15 protein-coding genes are annotated in these 17,669 nt (G+C 40.1%); 10 read left to right on the forward strand and 5 right to left on the reverse strand.

Features of this window, described 5'->3' with window-relative positions; translation table 11 throughout:
• Position 1: 1 nt before the first annotated feature.
• On the forward strand, positions 2-205 hold the full coding sequence (locus FNH22_RS22060; RefSeq protein WP_143400618.1) for a DUF6728 family protein: 204 nt from the start codon (positions 2-4) through the stop codon (positions 203-205).
• A gap of 5 nt (positions 206-210) precedes the next feature.
• Positions 211-564, forward strand: coding sequence for an MmcQ/YjbR family DNA-binding protein (locus tag FNH22_RS22065; RefSeq protein WP_143400619.1), 354 nt, complete (start codon positions 211-213; stop codon positions 562-564).
• 105 nt (positions 565-669) lie between these two features.
• Here FNH22_RS22065 and FNH22_RS22070 read toward each other — a convergent pair whose 3' ends face one another.
• Positions 670-2,766: an OmpA family protein gene (locus tag FNH22_RS22070; RefSeq protein ID WP_143400620.1), complete on the reverse strand. Its 2,097-nt coding sequence runs from the start codon at positions 2,764-2,766 to the stop codon at positions 670-672.
• Positions 2,767-3,351: 585 nt separating this feature from the next.
• Positions 3,352-3,627, reverse strand: a complete 276-nt coding sequence (locus FNH22_RS22075) for a hypothetical protein (protein WP_143400621.1) — start codon at positions 3,625-3,627, stop codon at positions 3,352-3,354.
• A gap of 221 nt (positions 3,628-3,848) precedes the next feature.
• Here FNH22_RS22075 and FNH22_RS22080 point away from each other — a divergent pair, with 221 nt between their 5' ends.
• Positions 3,849-4,742, forward strand: a complete 894-nt coding sequence (locus FNH22_RS22080) for a hypothetical protein (protein WP_143400622.1) — start codon at positions 3,849-3,851, stop codon at positions 4,740-4,742.
• Positions 4,743-4,784: 42 nt separating this feature from the next.
• Here FNH22_RS22080 and FNH22_RS22085 read toward each other — a convergent pair whose 3' ends face one another.
• Both FNH22_RS22085 and FNH22_RS22090 read right to left on the reverse strand, forming a co-directional pair.
• Positions 4,785-6,029: a tetratricopeptide repeat protein gene (locus tag FNH22_RS22085; protein ID WP_143400623.1), complete on the reverse strand. Its 1,245-nt coding sequence runs from the start codon at positions 6,027-6,029 to the stop codon at positions 4,785-4,787.
• 30 nt (positions 6,030-6,059) lie between these two features.
• Positions 6,060-6,758 carry an SOS response-associated peptidase gene (locus tag FNH22_RS22090; RefSeq protein WP_143400624.1) on the reverse strand — a complete coding sequence of 233 codons (699 nt, stop codon included), beginning with the start codon at positions 6,756-6,758 and terminating at the stop codon, positions 6,060-6,062.
• 291 nt (positions 6,759-7,049) lie between these two features.
• Here FNH22_RS22090 and FNH22_RS22095 point away from each other — a divergent pair, with 291 nt between their 5' ends.
• Complete coding sequence (locus FNH22_RS22095) at positions 7,050-8,915, forward strand: phosphoenolpyruvate carboxykinase (GTP) (RefSeq protein WP_255518132.1); 1,866 nt, start codon at positions 7,050-7,052, stop codon at positions 8,913-8,915.
• 86 nt (positions 8,916-9,001) lie between these two features.
• Here FNH22_RS22095 and FNH22_RS22100 read toward each other — a convergent pair whose 3' ends face one another.
• A complete protein-coding gene (locus FNH22_RS22100; RefSeq protein WP_143400625.1) occupies positions 9,002-9,955 on the reverse strand; it encodes a YheT family hydrolase in 954 nt (317 codons plus the stop codon).
• Positions 9,956-10,093: 138 nt separating this feature from the next.
• Here FNH22_RS22100 and FNH22_RS22105 point away from each other — a divergent pair, with 138 nt between their 5' ends.
• The 6 genes from FNH22_RS22105 to FNH22_RS22130 all read left to right on the forward strand — a co-directional run bounded on the left by FNH22_RS22105 (position 10,094) and on the right by FNH22_RS22130 (position 17,563).
• Entirely contained in the window at positions 10,094-12,478 is a 2,385-nt protein-coding gene (locus tag FNH22_RS22105; RefSeq protein WP_143400626.1) for a TonB-dependent receptor, read from the forward strand.
• Between the two features lie 11 nt (positions 12,479-12,489).
• A complete protein-coding gene (locus tag FNH22_RS22110) occupies positions 12,490-13,323 on the forward strand; it encodes a DUF4249 domain-containing protein (protein WP_143400627.1) in 834 nt (277 codons plus the stop codon).
• A 198-nt stretch (positions 13,324-13,521) separates the two neighbouring features.
• The gene (locus FNH22_RS22115; protein WP_143400628.1) at positions 13,522-15,915 is read left to right on the forward strand and encodes a TonB-dependent receptor; all 2,394 of its coding nucleotides are present in this window, start codon (positions 13,522-13,524) and stop codon (positions 15,913-15,915) included.
• Positions 15,916-15,919: 4 nt separating this feature from the next.
• Positions 15,920-16,825 (forward strand): DUF4249 domain-containing protein, encoded by a 906-nt coding sequence (locus tag FNH22_RS22120; protein WP_143400629.1) that lies wholly within the window; start codon positions 15,920-15,922, stop codon positions 16,823-16,825.
• A gap of 188 nt (positions 16,826-17,013) precedes the next feature.
• Positions 17,014-17,199 (forward strand): TrkA C-terminal domain-containing protein, encoded by a 186-nt coding sequence (locus FNH22_RS32970; protein ID WP_185154349.1) that lies wholly within the window; start codon positions 17,014-17,016, stop codon positions 17,197-17,199.
• 136 nt (positions 17,200-17,335) lie between these two features.
• The gene (locus FNH22_RS22130) at positions 17,336-17,563 is read left to right on the forward strand and encodes a hypothetical protein (protein WP_143400630.1); all 228 of its coding nucleotides are present in this window, start codon (positions 17,336-17,338) and stop codon (positions 17,561-17,563) included.
• Positions 17,564-17,669: the final 106 nt, after the last annotated feature.

Raw genomic sequence — 17,669 nt, forward strand, 5'->3', positions numbered from 1 at the left:
TATGGAACAACAAAATGTAAAACAAGATAAAAATACGTTAAAAGATTATTTCGCTCTGGGCGAGGTGTTTGGCTATTTCTTTAGAAAAAAAGACCCAAATCGCCCGAGTAACTTTAGTATCAAGTCGATGCATGTCATTAATAAGATATCCATGACGATGTTTCTAATAGGAATAATTTATCTTATTGCCAAAAATCTTTTCTGATCCTTATGGACGTCGAATCTTTTCGCGAATACTGCATTACCAAAAAAGGAGTGACCGAATCGTTTCCTTTTGATAATCAGACGCTGGTATTCAAAGTGATGGATAAGATGTTTGCATTGACGGGGATAGATAATTTTGTTAGCGCAAATCTGAAATGTGACCCTGAGAAGGCAATAGAGTTACGCGAGGAGTATGACGGTATCCTTCCAGGGTATCATATGAACAAAAGGCACTGGAATACCGTGATGATGAACGGTAGTGTGCCGGATAACAAAATCAAGTATTTGATCGATCATAGTTATGAACTGGTGGTGGCCAAGCTTCCTAAAAAGCTGAAAGAGGAACTGCGAGAAAGTTGATTTCTTACGTCTTACAGAGATTCCGATTGATTGGTGTTTGATCACCAGTGCTAAAGGTTCGCTAAGCAATTGACCATATAGCCTGATATAACTATGACCGTAAGCCTAAGGTACAATCTCACTATCACCAATAGCTGTAATTTCTATTTCTGTTCTGCGATTGATCTCTCTGCCATCAGTTTCATCGTCATTGGATACCAGGGGACGTTCCTCTCCAAAACCTTTGGCTTGTAAGCGGCTGGCATCTATGCCATGACTCACCAGATAGTCAATGACGGATTGGGCCCTTTTTTTTGATAATACTTTATTATAAACAGCGGCTCCAACGTTGTCGGTATGGCCGTTGATCTGCACTTTTAGGTTTGGTGCGTCAGTAAGCAGGACTTTCATTACTTCAAGCTCTGCCAGAGATTCCGTACGAAGGTCAGAACTGCCGCTGTCGAAGAAAACATTTTTAAGAATTACTTTCGACCCTACTTTAGCCTTGTCCATAAATATCGACAGGTCTATTTCCTGGTACTCTGAAAAAGCGGGTACTTTAAAGTTTATTGAGTTAAATAAGTAATCCCGTCGTTTAGTGGACACGCCATAGTTGCCTCCATGAGGAATGATCAGTTCAAAGCTTCCTGTTATTGGGTCAGAATAGATTTCAGCCGCGAGTGTATTGGTAACGTTATTCACCAGCCGTATCTGGGCCTCTAATGGTGTGGCCGTACTGGCGTCCAATACTGTACCTTTTATCACGGTTACCACTTCCTTTTTGTCACGAAGTTCCAGAATGCTTTTATCAAAATATTGGTCCTTATTTTTCGATTCTACAGGCTTTTCAATTTCTACAGGTTCTTCCATTTGCTTTGGCTCTTCGACCTCAGTCTCGATTGTCTCATTTATAGCCACAGGCTCTATTATTGGTTCTGCTATTTCCACTTCTTCCGGTTCTTTAACAATATCCGGTTGATAAGTGAGGTCTATGTAATAGATATCTGCCATCCCTACTCCACCGGATTTTTGGGAAGCATAATAGGCCCTTGTCCTGTCTGCAGATATTACGAAGTAGTTGTCATCATGAACGGTATTAATAGGATACCCTATGTTTACCGGCTTTTGAAAACGTTTTCCATCTAGTTTACTGTAAAAAATATCGAACCCACCTATCCCCGGGTGTCCACTGGAACTAAAATATAAGGTTTGTCCGTCAGGATGGATGACAGGAGAGTCTTCATTTTTTGAAGTGTTTATTTCCGGGCCTAAATTTCGTGCTTTCCCCCATTCCCCATTTTCCTGAAGCTCACTCCTGTAAATATCTAATCCTCCTAAGCCTCCGGGCCGCTCACTGGCGAAATACAAGGTTTTACCGTCAGCCGTAATAGATACTGATGTTTCCCAAAAAACAGAATTGATCTGATCACTCAGAGGAGACGGTATTGTCCAGTCGCCATTTAAATAGTTAGATATATAAATGTCTCCGCTACCTTTTTCCGAATATACGAATAGTGTTTTTCCGTCCGGAGATATAGAGGCCGCAGCATCATGGTATCTTGTATTGACTTTGGTACTAATATTTACCGGAGTACTCCATTGGCTGCCATCCCAATCGCAAGAGTAGATATCCTCATAGTAACTACCATCTCTCAGGCGCTTTCCACCGGTAGACCCGGCACGATTTGATGTGAAATATAGCTTTTTACCGTCAGAGGTGATCAAAGGAGTGTAATCATGCCAGCGGGAGTTGATCCGCTCACCAAGATTAGTGACCCTAGCGGCGATCGGGTGATTGTAAAGGGAATCACCTAAAATGCATTCTTCAATTTTTAACTGGGCTTCACCCGCATTTTTTTTATTTCGAAGCTTGTTCCTCTCAAAAGCTTTAATGGCTTCCCTGAACTCGTAATGGTATTGGTAAGCCAATCCCAAATGATAGTCTATGTCACGATCTATTTTTGGGTTGAGCTGACGTACACTTTTCAGATGTGGGAGAGCTTTTTCTTTTTCTATACTGAATAAATAAGCTAAGCCAAGACCATAAGTGGCATCTGCATTACCTTTTTTATGTTTCAGTGCCCTTTTATAAAATGTTATCGCTTTATCATATTGACCATTTTTTTTAAGCTGATCCGCTTTTTTAATGTCTTTTTTAAAATCCTGAGCTTTGAGAGATAAACTATAGACAATGCATATTAAGATAATCTTTAAGCGCAACATGACTACGTATATATACTAATATCATAAGACCAACTTTCTCTTAGATGAAAGCAAAAAAATTCAATTTAGATCAATTAACCGTATAGTCAATGGAAAAATTACATTAAAATGGCGTGAGGTAAAGTGGAAACTAAGCGATAGTAGCTATAGGTATCTGATTATCAATAACAATGGGTTTCTCTGAAGATAGATTATAAATTTCACAAATAAATCTGGATGGTAAATATTCTATATGGAACAGGCCTGGAAATAATGAATAATCATAAAATGATCGTTTCATTGTCGATGGATTGTAGTCTTGAACTGTTTTTTTGGTGCTTAAAACAGTCAAAAAGTACTTATTGATGACACTAATAGTTGAGGATCAGGGATGAGCTTTTTCAAAAGTGGAAGGGGTAATGCTAAAGTTCTCTTCCCCTCAAGTGCCTTTATTCATCCGATGTATTACCAGCTATTTTTTTTCATACATTTCAACACAGGGCTCCATACAGGGATAATATATAAAAAGCTTACCTTCTTTAATTTCAATTTGCTGGTCGAATAACCTGGGATCAAAATTATACGCTTTGAGTGAAATGATTCCTTTCATATCCTGTTCAGTGTAATTGAGGCAGCTATTATCGTTAGTACCTGGACCCGGGCTGCATAAGTTTGCGTTTGAACATACTTTTCCGTTACTAAAAAAAACAAGGTTTTATCACTGGGCACGGGCTGAAAAGTACCTCTGCAATCTCCGGGATACAGTAACTGTTCAGTTAAATTCCATTTCCCCGGCAAACCTGTTTCCACCATAGCAGGTTCATCATCAGTGGAACCACCGAAAATAATAAGCGAAAACAATAGCGTTTGATATGACTTCATATTCCATTTATTTGACTAACAATTTGAAGACAAGTGGTTTACCTGAATGATTGAAAAATGAGTTTAAGAATCTAATTGTTCGGACAATTAACTATGTTCTGCGTTTATTTTACGTTTTAAGCTTTATCTTATCACTTTTTGAAGTTACCTTTAACCTTTTGCCGAAAATATGCGAAATAAGCTTATTTTTCGTTCTGGCTTCTGTCAGAAGTAATTTTTTAATGAAGTATTCATATCATCTGCTTATCGGTATGTTATTCATACTTATGGTACAGGCTTGTACCGAAAGGATGATCTGTCCAGCCTATCAAAGTGCTTTTATCCACGATGAACAGGCGCTGAAAAGGAGATTCAGCTATTTCAATGAGGATTCTACTCCCAAAGTGCTGGAAGCCAGCAAAAATAAATATTTGCTGATTGAGCCGGTAAGTTACCGCAGAAAATTAAGGAGCCTTAAAACCATTCCAATGAAAGATATTTATCATGAAGAAGAGGATTCATTGGCTTTTAATGACGAATTTCTGCTGGCAGAACGCGATGTGAGAAGTCGTGACTTGTATGATTCTGCGGACCTGATAAAAACGATTGACCTCGGAGAAGCCAAGACAGATTCTGTAGAGAGCGGCGTTGACAGTACTTATGTGATCTCACTTAAGAAAGAAGATTTTAATATTGATCAGGAGCTTTATTTATGGTATCTCAGAAAATATCTTGTTTACCCTGATGTACGTCTGGAGCAAGCAGAGAATATTGATCCGGAGGCACTGAAGGCGTGGAAAAAGAAGAAAAAACGCAAAGGTATCCGGGGATTCTTCCAGAAACTTTTTAGTAAAAAAGATCAGGAAGAATTGGCTTCTGACACAGAAGAAACTGGTGAAATTGAAGAGGGAGAGGAAGGCGACCTCGAAACATCTGCCACCGAATTGGAAGAAGAAGCCGAACCCAAGAAAAAAGGTCCTTTCTCATTCCTGAAAAAAGGTGACAAGCCTCCAAAGAAAAAGAAAGAGAAAAAGCCTAAAGTAAAAAAAGAGAAGAAAAATAAGAGTGATGAACCGCCACCTGAAGTAACCGAGCCTAAGCCGGAAGAAGATGGGGATGGAGAGGATGATTTTTAACTGTTGGACGCCACAGTTCTAAAGCCACTGCTAATTAGAAAATCAAAGGCACTTCTTTATTAATATTCGATCTATATCTGCTTCCTTCATACCTAATTCTATTGCTCTTTTTAAGTCCCGACAAGCTTCTTTCTTTTTACGCTTTTGTAAATATACCAACGCCCGGAAGTACCTTCCCAGGTAGTACCTGGGCATTTGTTCAATGCCCTTGTTTAAGTCGGTAAGGGCCTTATCAGGTTGGTTTAACAAGTAATAAGAATAGCCTCTATTGATCCTGGTAAAAGATTGGCCGGGAGCCTGCTCCAACGCTTTGTCGAAATCGGCTATGGCTTCCATATATTCCCCTAACTGAAAGTAAGTGAGCCCACGGTTTCGCAGAGCTTCCTGGTTTTCAGGATTCAATGTCAGTACTTTATCCCAATCATTGAGCGCTTTAGTCATTTCTCCCAGTTCATTATAAAGTACGGCACGTCTGAAAAAGATCTCTTCTGAAGTACTGTCTAATTGAATGAATTGGGTGAAAGCATGTTGTGCCTGCTGATACCGCTGCATTTCAGTAAGTACAAGCCCTTTGTATTGATAAGCCAGTTTATACAAAGGGTTTGACTTGATTACCTCGTTATAGTAAAACAAAGCACTGTCCAGTCGTTTTTCTTTGTAGAATGAGTTGGCGAAACTAAATAAAGCCTTGCCTCTTAAAAGAGGGTCTTTGGTGGCAAGGTGCAGGTATTGCCGCGCTTGTGTCATTACCCCCTTTTCTATGAGTATTGTCGCTTTGTCTAAATACAAGCTATGATTGCCGGAATCAACTTTTATGGCCATATCCAATTCTTCGATGGCATCTGCATGTCGGAATTGTTTTAGCCGTATTAGCCCTTTCAAGTGGTGTGCATCTGCTTTGTCCTTCAAGTATTGATCTGTTTTTTGATGGGACTCCACCCTTTCAGACGACGTCATCGTTTGCTTGTTTTTAGCCAATAGTTCATCCTGCCGGGCTAGAAAATTATCTGTGATATCAAGGGCAATATTTGTATAGAGAATAGCATGGTAATAGTCTTTCTGATAATAATAGATCTCAGCCAGGCGTTTAGTGGCGGAAAAGCTTTGAGGGTAGTGTTCTAATATTTTTTTATAGTTGGTAATGCTTTGTGCAGTGTCTCCTTTGTTGATCAGCTTTTCAGATTCCAATATCATAGACAGACGATCCTGTGATCGAGTGGGGCCTATAGCTGATAACAATAACAGAAAGGTGATATAAACTATTTTTCCCTTGATTGGTAGATACATAGGACGTGGTAATTAAGGGTCAATCAACACTCAGTCAAAAAGAGAATAATTGCCAAATTGATCTGTAGGAGCAAAAGGTTTTATTAATGCAGGACTGTCGTTTGCAACATCGTCAATCTTTGGCGATACTGAATAGCTTCTCATTTGACTGGTGATACCAGAAGTTAATACATCTTTTAACTCTGGTTCCGAACTATTTTGGCTCAGCCATGTCTTTTCTTTTCCTTTATCTAATACGAAAGGTATTCGCGAACTAAGTGTAGTTGATGACTCTACATCTGCGGCAGCGGTAAGTATTTTAAAAGTATGCATTACTTCTCCTGACTCATTTTCAAATTCTTCCCATAGGCCACCAAAGGAAACGAGCTCCTCCTGCTCAAAGACGAAACGATGTGCCACTCTGCCTTTTTTACTTATCCTTTTCCAGTCATAAAACCCATCGGCGGGTATAAGGCATCTTCTTTCCATGAGAGCTCTAAAGGTGGCAGGCTTCTCCAATATGGATTCTGTTCCAATATATAAGAGTTTACTGCTGATAGATCGATTTTTAGCACGCTCGGGAAGCTGGCCCCAATAGAAGAAAGAGATGCCATTACTGCCTGCTGTAATAACAGGTAATATTTGTGTAGGTGCGGCATTAAAACGAGGAACATATCGCTCAGGAACATCAATTGAAAAACGTTCCGCCAGCGTGTTTTTAGCTGCAGTTATTGTATAGCGATCACCCATAATGCTAAAATAGATGTTTCATAGTATTCCAGGCCAATCCCACGAAATAAAAGTTGATGCTCCCATTTATAAACCTTCTTTTCCACAAACGATTCCATCCACCTATGTCATGATAAATCCTGATAAATGTCACGTCGATGGCTGTAACTTTTCGATATTTTTACAATACACCGATAAGGAGAGACATAACCTCCAGACCTGCCCTTTATACCATAATTTCTGGAGTACGCCCAAAGAAGTAGATCAAGAAATGCTATATAGAAAATATGTCTAACTAAAAGAATAAATACCATGAATGAAGCAACGATGGATTTAAAGAAAGACTACTCAGAAAGCGTGACTCATGAAGCACTTAAAGCCTGGGTAAAAGAAGCTGTCCAGCTTTGTCAACCGGACAATGTCTACTGGTGTGATGGATCGGAAGATGAGTATCAGACCTTATGTGGCATGCTGGTCGATAAAGGAACTTTTATAAAACTGAACGAAGAGAAAAGACCCAATAGTTTTGCATGTTTCTCTGATCCAAGTGATGTTGCTCGTGTGGAAGATAAGACCTTTATCTGTAGCAGGTTAAAGGAAGATGCAGGTCCTACCAACAATTGGATGGATCCAAAAGAAATGAAAAGTACACTAGGTGGCCTTTTTAAGGGGTGTATGAAAGGCCGTACTATGTATGTTATCCCATTTTGTATGGGGCCTCTGGGTTCGGATATTTCACAAATAGGCGTGGAAATATCAGATTCAGAGTATGTTGCGGTGAATATGAAGATCATGACCCGAATGGGCAAGAAAGTGATAGATCAACTAGGTTCCGAAGGTGATTTTGTAAAATGTTTACATACTGTAGGCGCACCTTTAACTCCCGGACAGGAGGATGCCAAATGGCCATGTAACCCGGATACAAAATATATTGTTCACTTTCCTGAGGAAAGGTCTATCATGTCCTATGGATCAGGATATGGAGGTAACGCTCTGTTAGGTAAAAAATGTTTTGCTTTACGGATAGCTTCAGTAATGGCCAAAGAAGAAGGTTGGCTGGCAGAACATATGCTTATACTGGGAGCAAAAAATCCCGAAGGTGAAAAAACTTATGTGGCGGCGGCTTTCCCAAGTGCTTGTGGAAAAACAAATTTTGCCATGCTTATTCCTCCTAAAGAAATGGGGGATTGGGAAATTACCACAGTGGGAGATGATATTGCCTGGATCAAACCCGGTGAAGATGGTCAACTTTACGCTATCAATCCTGAAGCCGGATACTTTGGTGTGGCTCCGGGTACCAATGATAAGACGAATCCAAATGCGATGAAAACCATAGAAAGGGATTCTATTTTTACTAACGTAGCTATTACTCCTGATGGCGATGTATGGTGGGAGGGAATGACGGATGAAGTGCCGGACGGGTTAACAGATTGGCACGGTCAGCTATACGATCCTGCCAACGATAAACCTGCTGCTCACCCTAATGCCCGTTTTACTGCGCCTGCGGGAAATTGCCCCAGTATAGACGAGCAATGGGAAAGCCCCGGCGGAGTACCTATCAGTGCATTCATAGTAGGAGGAAGAAGAAGTACAGCTGTTCCACTCGTATATCAGGCAGTTAACTGGAATTTTGGTGTGTATGCCGCTTCTACCATAGGTTCGGAAATGACTGCAGCTGCCTTTGGTGAGGTAGGAAAAGTACGGCGTGATCCTTTTGCTATGTTACCTTTCTGTGGATATCATATGGCGGATTACTTTAACCACTGGCTTCAGTTTGGAAGAAAACTCCCTAATCCACCTCGTATATTTGTTGTGAACTGGTTCAGAAAAGATGAAAATGGCAAGTTCTTGTGGCCGGGGTTCGGAGAAAATATGAGAGTACTGAAGTGGGTGATTAACAGAGTGCACGGAGAGAGCGGGGCGGTAGAAAGCCCTATTGGATGGATGCCTCGCTATGAAGATATTGACTGGAAAGGTCTTGACTTCACGCAGGAAGAATTCGAAGAGATTATGACCATAGACCGGGAATCATGGAAGAGAGAAGTGTTAATGCATGAAGAGCTTTTTGAGCGAATGTATGATAAGCTTCCTAAAGAATTTTTCTTTATGAGGGAATTGATGCTCTCAAGTTTGTGGAGGTCTCCAAAGAAATGGGGATTGGCGCCAGAGCGTGCTTAAAACTAATTATCTGGATGTTACTAAGCGGGAGGGCCTTAAGGTTCTCCCGCTTTTTTAATTTTAAAAGATTGTTGAAGCCAGAATAATTAATCCTTTAAAGAACCTACAAAGTCCAGTGCCCTTTGCTCTGACCAGTAAAGTCCGTTTTTATTGATATTCGTGAATCCTACATGACCGCCGTAGTCAGGTGTTTCGAGGGTAACATAAGCATGAGACTTTAATTGCTCCTTAGGATAGCATTCTTCCGATAAAAACGGATCATTAACAGCATTAACAATCAGCGTAGGAAGTTGAATATTATCCAGATAGTATATGGAACTACAGCTTTGATAGTAATGGATGGCGTTTTCAAAGCCATGTAGCGGGGCTGTGTAGTGATCGTCAAAATCTATCAATGTTTTGATGTTTTTTAGCGCATCAGTATTTAAACTATCCGGCATCAGTAGTGCTTTGATTTTTACTTTGTTTTTCAGATTCTTCAAAAACCGTTGCGCATACATGAAATTGTTTCGCTTAGATATTTGCAGACAGCTTTTATGGAGATCTAAAGGAACAGAGAATACCACCGCCGAAGCTATCTTCCGGTGAAACTGCTCACCTTGTTCTCCTAAATATTTTAAAGTGAGATTTCCCCCCAGGCTAAAACCTACTAAGTGGATTTTTGCATAACCTTTGTTTAACGCATGGTCAATGATCAAGCCCAGATCATCTGTTGCACCGCTGTGGTAAAAACGTAGCCGTTTATTCATTTCTTCACTACATCCACGATAATTCCATGCCATCACATCATACCCTTTCTTACTGAATGCCCGGGCCATACCTAATATATATGGCCTTGTTGAGTTCCCTTCCAGACCATGAGATAGAATGACCACCTCTTTGCTATCGGATTGATGCATGTCAATATCCAGGAAATCATCATCCGGAGTATTAATTCGCTCTCTGAGCGTATAATCGAAGTCGCGAATTTTTCTAAAAAGCGCCGGAACGATCGTTTCCAGATGCGGGTGGAAATAAAAAAGTGGAGGCTTATAATGCATACATCAATAAAACCGTTGTCTGTAAATCAATGGTTAAAACACTGTATTTAATTGGATTAATGACCATTCAACATTTTTTTTCTCAAAACGTCAACCATTGGTTTGACCGGTCGTCTTTACTTCAAATTAAAGATTTTTATGAAACAAAAACTCAATCCTAAACATTTTAGATACCCCAAAAAGCACGCGCTGGGATTACTATTATTTTTTTTAGCAACTCAACTGGCTTTAAGTCAGCAGAAGTTCACCTTGAATGGTTATGTAAAAGATGCGGAAAATGGAGAAGAGCTAATTGGTGTAACAGTATATGTTAAAGAGCTCAAAACAGGAAGTGCTACTAACGTCTATGGCTTTTATGCATTGAGTTTGCCGGTTGGAGAATATAACATAACCTACAGTTCCATTGGATACCAACCGGTAGTCCAAACCGTTTTGCTGAATGCTGATCTGGAAATGAATGTGGAATTACCTGTATTAATCACGCAAATGGATGAGATTGTGGTGACGGATAAAGCCATAGATGCCAATGTAACCGACATTAAAATGAGTCGCAATGAAATTAATGTAAAGCAGGTCAAGCGACTGCCTGCCCTGTTTGGTGAACCCGACATCATTAAAACGATTCAAATGCTACCCGGTGTGGCATCGGCAGGTGAAGGGACTTCCAGTTTCTTTGTACGTGGAGGTAGTGCGGATCAGAACCTGATATTAATTGATGAGGCGCCAATCTACGATCCGTCTCACCTGTTCGGTCTTTTTTCGGTCTTCAATGCTGATGTTATTAAAGAGTCGGAATTGTACAAAGGGGGTATTCCGTCCCGGTTTGGAGGGAGGCTGTCATCTATATTAGAAGTAAGAACCAAAGATGGGAACAATAAAAAATTTACAGGTAACGGAGGCATTGGTTCACTGGCCAGCCGGGTGATGTTGGAAGGCCCTATCAAAAAAGATAAGAGTTCATTTATACTTTCTGCACGACGTTCTTATGTTGACGTTTTTTTGAAGGCGGCGGGAGAAGAAAATTCAGTGCACTTTTATGATGTCAACGCTAAGGTGAACTGGAAGCATAACAATAACAACCGTTTCTTTGCCGCTTTATACCTCGGACGTGATGTATTTGACTTTGACGATACCTTTGGATTTGATTGGGGCAATGCCACTGCTACATTCCGCTGGAATCATTTGTTCAATAGTAAGCTTTTTTCAAATACCACTCTCATTGCCAGTAATTTTGATTATAAAATGGAGTTGGATGATGATGCACAAGGATTTGAATGGACCTCCAATATACGTGAGTTGACGTTTAAAGAGGATTTAAACTATTTTCTGAACCCTAGCAATGAATTCAATTTCGGCTATCATATTTCTTATCGTTCTTTTGACCCTGGTGTGATTAAACCTTCGTCTGATAAATCACTATTCACCAGGACGGAGCTTCAGGAGGAATTTGCACTGGATCATGCTTTTTATGCCGACCACCAATTAAAAGTGAGTAACAAGCTTACTTTCCTTTACGGAGCCCGGTTATCCATTTTTCAAAGCATTGGTAAATCAGATGTTTATCTATATGAAAACCCAACAGATAACATTGATGTGGTGCGCACAGATACACTATCTTATGATCGGTTTGAGAACATCAAAACGTTTGTCAATTTCGAACCACGTTTCTCGGCCCGATACATTGTTAATCCGCGAAGTTCTGTAAAGGTATCGTACAACCGTATGGTCCAGAATACGCACCTTATTTCAGCAGGTACGGTTCCTATTCCATTCAATACCTGGGCGCCGACTTCTTATTACCTCGACCCACAGTTAGCTGATCAGGTGGCTGCCGGATATTTCAGGAACTTAAAAGACAATGCGTATGAGCTTTCTGCTGAAGTTTACTACAAAGACATTGATAATGTAACAGACTTTGCAGATAATGCCAGGATATTTTTCAATCAAGATCTATCCACAGAATACCGGCAGGGTGACTCCTGGTCTTATGGCCTGGAGCTTATGTTGAAGAAAAATGAAGGAAAGTTTACCGGTTTTACAAGTTATACATGGTCTAGGACCGAACGAAAAATACCTGGTGTAAACATAGACCAGCCTTTTTTGGCCAATTATGATCGCAGACATAATTTCAATATCGTAGGTACCTATGAGTATAATGATAAATGGGTTTTTGGAGCTAATTTCACTTATACTACCGGACGCCCTATCACCTTACCAAGTGGGAAATACGAGTTTGAAGGCTATCAGGTGGACCTGATTAGCGAAAGAAATGGTTTTCAATTGCCGGATTATCATCGTTTAGACCTGTCAGCAACACTTACACCCAGGAAAAACAAAGGCAAAAAGTTGCAAGGAAGCTGGGTCTTCTCTATTTACAATGCGTATAGTAGAAAAAATGCCTTCACGATTTATACTCAAAACAAAGAAGATGCAGACGAGAACCCTATTCGAAATGAAAAAGAAGCCCGTCTGATCTATCTTTTTCCTATTCTACCCTCCGTTACTTATAACGTTAAATTCTAAAAGAATACAAAATGAAAAATTCACTAATACTCTTTTTATTTATAGGTATAGTCAGTTCGTGTGATGAACCCATTACCATCGATAGCCAGATTATTGAACCTGTCATGATCATAGAAGGCCTGGTGACTAATGTGGAACGGAACCATTATGTACGTGTTTCAACAACTGTTGACTTTTATGACCAGGTAGCTTCTCAACCTATAACTGATGCGGTAGTTTCAGTAAGCGATGATCGGGGAAATATTTATAATTATGTTCATAACCCCACTCAAAGTGAAGAGTTAAACGGGCTTTATTTGTCTAATATCCCATTTGCAGGAGAAGTAGGCGTGACGTATACGCTTAACGTAAGCGCCAGAGATGTTAACTACACAGCGACAGATGAACTATTTCCGGTGCCTACCATCGATTCACTTACTGTAATCATTAATGATGATGAATTCGAAGATCCTGAGGAAGAAGGACAGTTTTACGAGGTGCTGTTTTACATGAAAGAACCGCAGAAAACAAAAGATTTTTACTTATTTAAATTCTATAAAAACAACAAGCCACTCAGAGATGATGATAATGATATTTATTTCTCTGATGACGATCTGCTGGCAGAAGATATTAATGGGGTACCTACTGCCGGGTTTTTTAACTTGCAGGATACTTCCGTGGTGGAGATGTACAGTATCTCGAGACAGGGTTTCTTATATTATAATGATCTCTCTAACCTCCTGCAAAATGACGGAGGTTTGTTTGGTTCTCCGCCAGTAAACCCCAGGACAAATTTAAACAACGGCGCACTCGGTTTCTTTCAGGCGAGTTCTGTCGAATCTGACACAATTATTGTGAAAATTTAACCTTTCTAGAAGAATAGGAAATCGATACTTTTTGTATGATTTCCTATTCTTATAAGACCGTCTTCATTTCATTCTGCTTTTTGCACGGTTCACGTTAGAATAACGCTTATTCATAGGTTTTTATCAAATAAACTGAAAACAAATTGGTAAGGTTAATTTGTTTAGAGGATGTTTGTAGTCTTTTTCAAATTATAATGTATGGAACGTGTTTTTCCCCTGTGGAAATCTCTGATAGTCTTTGTTTTTTGCCTTCTTTCATTAAATCATTTCAGCCTTGGCCAACAAAAATTCACACTTAACGGCTATGTGAAAGATGAAGCGAATGGAGAAGCTCTTATTGGCGCTACAGTTTTAGTAAAAGAGCTTGGAACGGGTACGGCCACCAATGTTTATGGTTTCTATTCCATCACCCTTGGGCCAGGTGTCTATACCTTGGAGTATAGCTACCTGGGGTTTGATGTAGAATCGAGATCAGTAAGTGTAGAGAGTAATCAGCGGTTGGATATTGAATTAACTGCTGGAGGTACTGAATTACAAGAAGTTGTAATTACTGCAGAAGCTGAGGACGAAAATGTTACAAGTGTAGACATGAGTACGAATAAACTGGATGTTAAGACCATTCAGAAAATTCCGGCTTTTTTAGGAGAGGTTGATGTTCTTCGAAGCATTCAACTGCTACCGGGAGTGAGTTCCGTAGGAGAGGGGTCATCCGGTTTTAATGTTAGAGGAGGAAGTGTCGGGCAAAACCTGGTACTGTTGGATGATGCTCCTGTGTATAACTCTTCTCACTTGTTCGGTTTTTTTTCCGTATTTAATCCGGATGCAGTTAAGGATATCAAATTGATAAAAGGTGGTATGCCTGCAAATTATGGTGGGAGATTATCTTCTATTCTTGATGTGAGAATGAAAGAAGGAAATTCAAAAGACCTGGAAGTGTCTGGGGGTGTAGGTACTGTCTTTAGTCGTTTAGCTGTTCAAGGGCCTATAAAAAAGGACAAGGCCAGCTTTTTGGTGGCAGGGAGAAGATCTTATGTAGACATATTAGCCAGGCCGTTTATTGATGATGCTACACTCTATTTTTATGACCTTACCACCAAAGTCAATTATGACCTGAATGATAAGAACAAGCTCTTTTTGTCGGGATATTTTGGAAGGGATGTGTTTAGATTTGATGAAGAGCAGGGGTTTGACTGGGGAAGTATTACTGGTACGCTAAGGTGGAACCACCTGTTCAACGACCGGTTGTTCTCAAACTTCGCATTTTTTGTTTCCACTTATGATTACGGGTTTAGTTTTGGAGAAAATGACTTGGACAAATTCGACTGGTCATCTCGTATTCTTACCTACACATTCAAACCTTCTTTCAACTATTTCATCAATAATAATAATGAGCTTTTGATAGGGGGTGAGGCCATTCTATACGATTTCAAACCGGCTGAGGCGCAAGGCGTTTCTGATGGGGTAGTAACGGACATTAGCCTGGATGAGAAGTATTCGCTTGAAACTGCAATATATGTTGCAAACACTCAAAAGTTAAGTAGTAGAACTACTCTTAAGTACGGACTGCGTTTGTCCGGATTTCAGTTTATGGGGCCGGGTAATATTTATGAATATCGACCGGTAGAACCAGGCCGACGGCAGGAATTGGTTGAAGAGTCCACATTTCAGGCTGACCAATGGGAAGTAGTTGAAAGCTATTATAATCTTGAACCCAGGTTTTCCATACGGCAGCAAGTGGGTAAAGGATCGGTAAAGGCGAGTTACACACGTACTTCCCAATATATCCATCTTGTTTCTAATACTTCAGCTTCCACACCTATTGACCTGTGGACCCCCAGTTCAAATAACATAGAGCCGCAGATCAGCGATCAGTTTGGGATTGGATATTTTAAAAACTTCGGTAAAGGAAATGCGATCGAGGCTTCTGTGGAGGCCTATTACAGGGATAATAAAAACCAGGTTGAGTTTGTCAAAGGTGCGGATCTGTTTCTGAACGAATTCCTGGAAGGTGACCTTATCAGTGGTGATGGTCGTGCTTATGGTTTAGAGTTCAGCGTTAAAAAGAACAGTGGTAAACTGAATGGATGGGTGAGTTACACTTTAGGGCGTTCTGAATTACAAGTAGAGGGGATAAACCGGGGAGAGTGGTATCCCACACGTTTTGACCAAACGCACAACCTGAAAATATTTGGTAGTTATAATCTATCAGCCCGAACTTCCTTTTCCGGTAACTTCACCTACATTTCAGGTGCACCCGTAACAGCTCCTACATCACGTTTTACCCAACAGGGATTGGTGGTACCATTTGACTTTTACGATTCGCGCAATGACTTCAGGGTGCCGGCTACACATCGCTTGGACTTGTCTCTTACCATCCAAATGAAGAGGGAGAAGAGAGGGAAAGAGCGTAAAAATAAAGATGAGTTGGTGATTTCGCTTTACAATGTATATGGACGAAGAAATCCATTTTCTATATTTTTCTCCCAGGCGGATGGGACACCGATGCCTGGAGCGCCTGTAGAAACACAGGCCTCCCGATTTTCAATTGTTGGTGCTCCTGTTCCTTCTATCTCTTACAATTTCAAATTTTAACATCATGAAAAAGATCAGCATATTCATTTTATTAATAACACTGATGTTATCATGTGAAGACCCGGTATCTGTAAACCTTAAAGATGCTCCGCCGGTATTAGTTGTAGACGCCTGGATCAACGATAAAGCAGAAGTTCAGAAGGTGTTCTTGTCTCAAACACAACCCTTTTTTGAAGCAGAGATCCCACCCGCAATAACAGGCGCTACAGTTACTCTAAGCAGTTCCCGGGGGGAGGTGTTTTCTTTTGTAGAAGAGGAGGTGCCTGGAGAATACCGCTGGAACCCAAATGCTAATGGTAATCCGATCAATGAAATAGGTGTGGATTACCAACTTACTATAAATGTTAATGATGAAACCTACCAGGCTGTATCAAGTATAAATCGGGTTCCGGAGATCGATTCTATCAAATTTACCTTTGAAGAAGAGCGTTCTCCTTTTCAGCCGGAAGGTTTTTATGGTGAGTTCGTAAGCACGGATCCCGTAGGTGTTGGGGATTCCTATTGGATAAGAACGTATAAAAATGGCGTTTATCAAAATAGCCCTTTTGATCTTACCATTGCTTTTGATGCCGGGTTTAGTCAAGGGGGAGCTGTGGATGGAGTGGTATTTATACAGCCTCTTCAGGATTCTGTAAACCCACTCAATGAGGATAGGGATGAAATAGTGCCTTATGCACCTGGAGATTCACTTTTTGTGGAAATTCTATCGATCACTAATGACGCTTTCTTTTTTTTACAGGAAGTGCAAATACAAACACAGCGAGATGGTGGGTTTGATGAAATCTTTGCAGAACCCCTGGAAAATGTGCCTAGTAATATATTGAATTTAGATGAAAATTCGACTAACCGGGCCATTGGGTACTTCTGTATGTCTGCTGTGTCAGGCAGAGGTAGACGCCTGGTGGAATAGAGGTAGGATAACGTTCAGTCTTTAAGGGAAAATAATCATTTTAAATCGGTCAGATATTCCTAACTACCAGAGATAATCTTATTTAATATCATTTGAATAAATTCCTTACTTAGAAGTGACATAGCAAATGACTAACTAGGGAAGAGTCCCTGAATTATTGGCCTTTATTCCGGATTTTCCTAAGTGCATTGGAAACGGATATATCCAAGATTCATTCTTGCCTTTTACCCTTCCGGGGCATTGGTTGTTCTGAGAAGAAACAAAAAGATATTCTTACCCCCCATGGTGACACTCACTTATTACCGGGTGATGTAATTGCTGTAATTGGAAATGGAGAAGTATTGCAGGATTTTAGAAAAAATTTCATGAGTTGAACACCAACATGTTACAACCTATTTGTTATTTACATTATTCGCTATCCGTAGTTTTACCTATACTCATTTACGCTTCTTATGCTATGTTATAATATTGACATAATAGCGATCTTTGGGTATATCAAAAGAGAAAGCTATGAAGGTGTTGAAGATTATTTCATTGATATTTTTTGTCGGAGGCCAATATATACTATGGGGCCTGAGAGTAAAATTCGGATGCATAAAAGTGAGAGAGATGAAATCATTAAAAAGTGTATTGATCGCAGTGATACTAGGGGCTATTTTTTCGTCATGTGCTACCTACAGTTGCCCTACTTATTCCAAAGAGACACCGAAGCAGGAGCAGCGATTTAAATCAGTTTAAAAGAGTAAGAGTATAAAGGTTGGTTATAAAGGATTGAAAAAAAGAAAAGGCCCCTTTCCGAAGCCTTTTCACCCATCTAACCCAAACACTCAACTACTAAAAAAAT

The sequence above is a fragment of the Fulvivirga sp. M361 genome (assembly GCF_007097395.1).
Classification (GTDB): domain Bacteria; phylum Bacteroidota; class Bacteroidia; order Cytophagales; family Cyclobacteriaceae; genus Fulvivirga.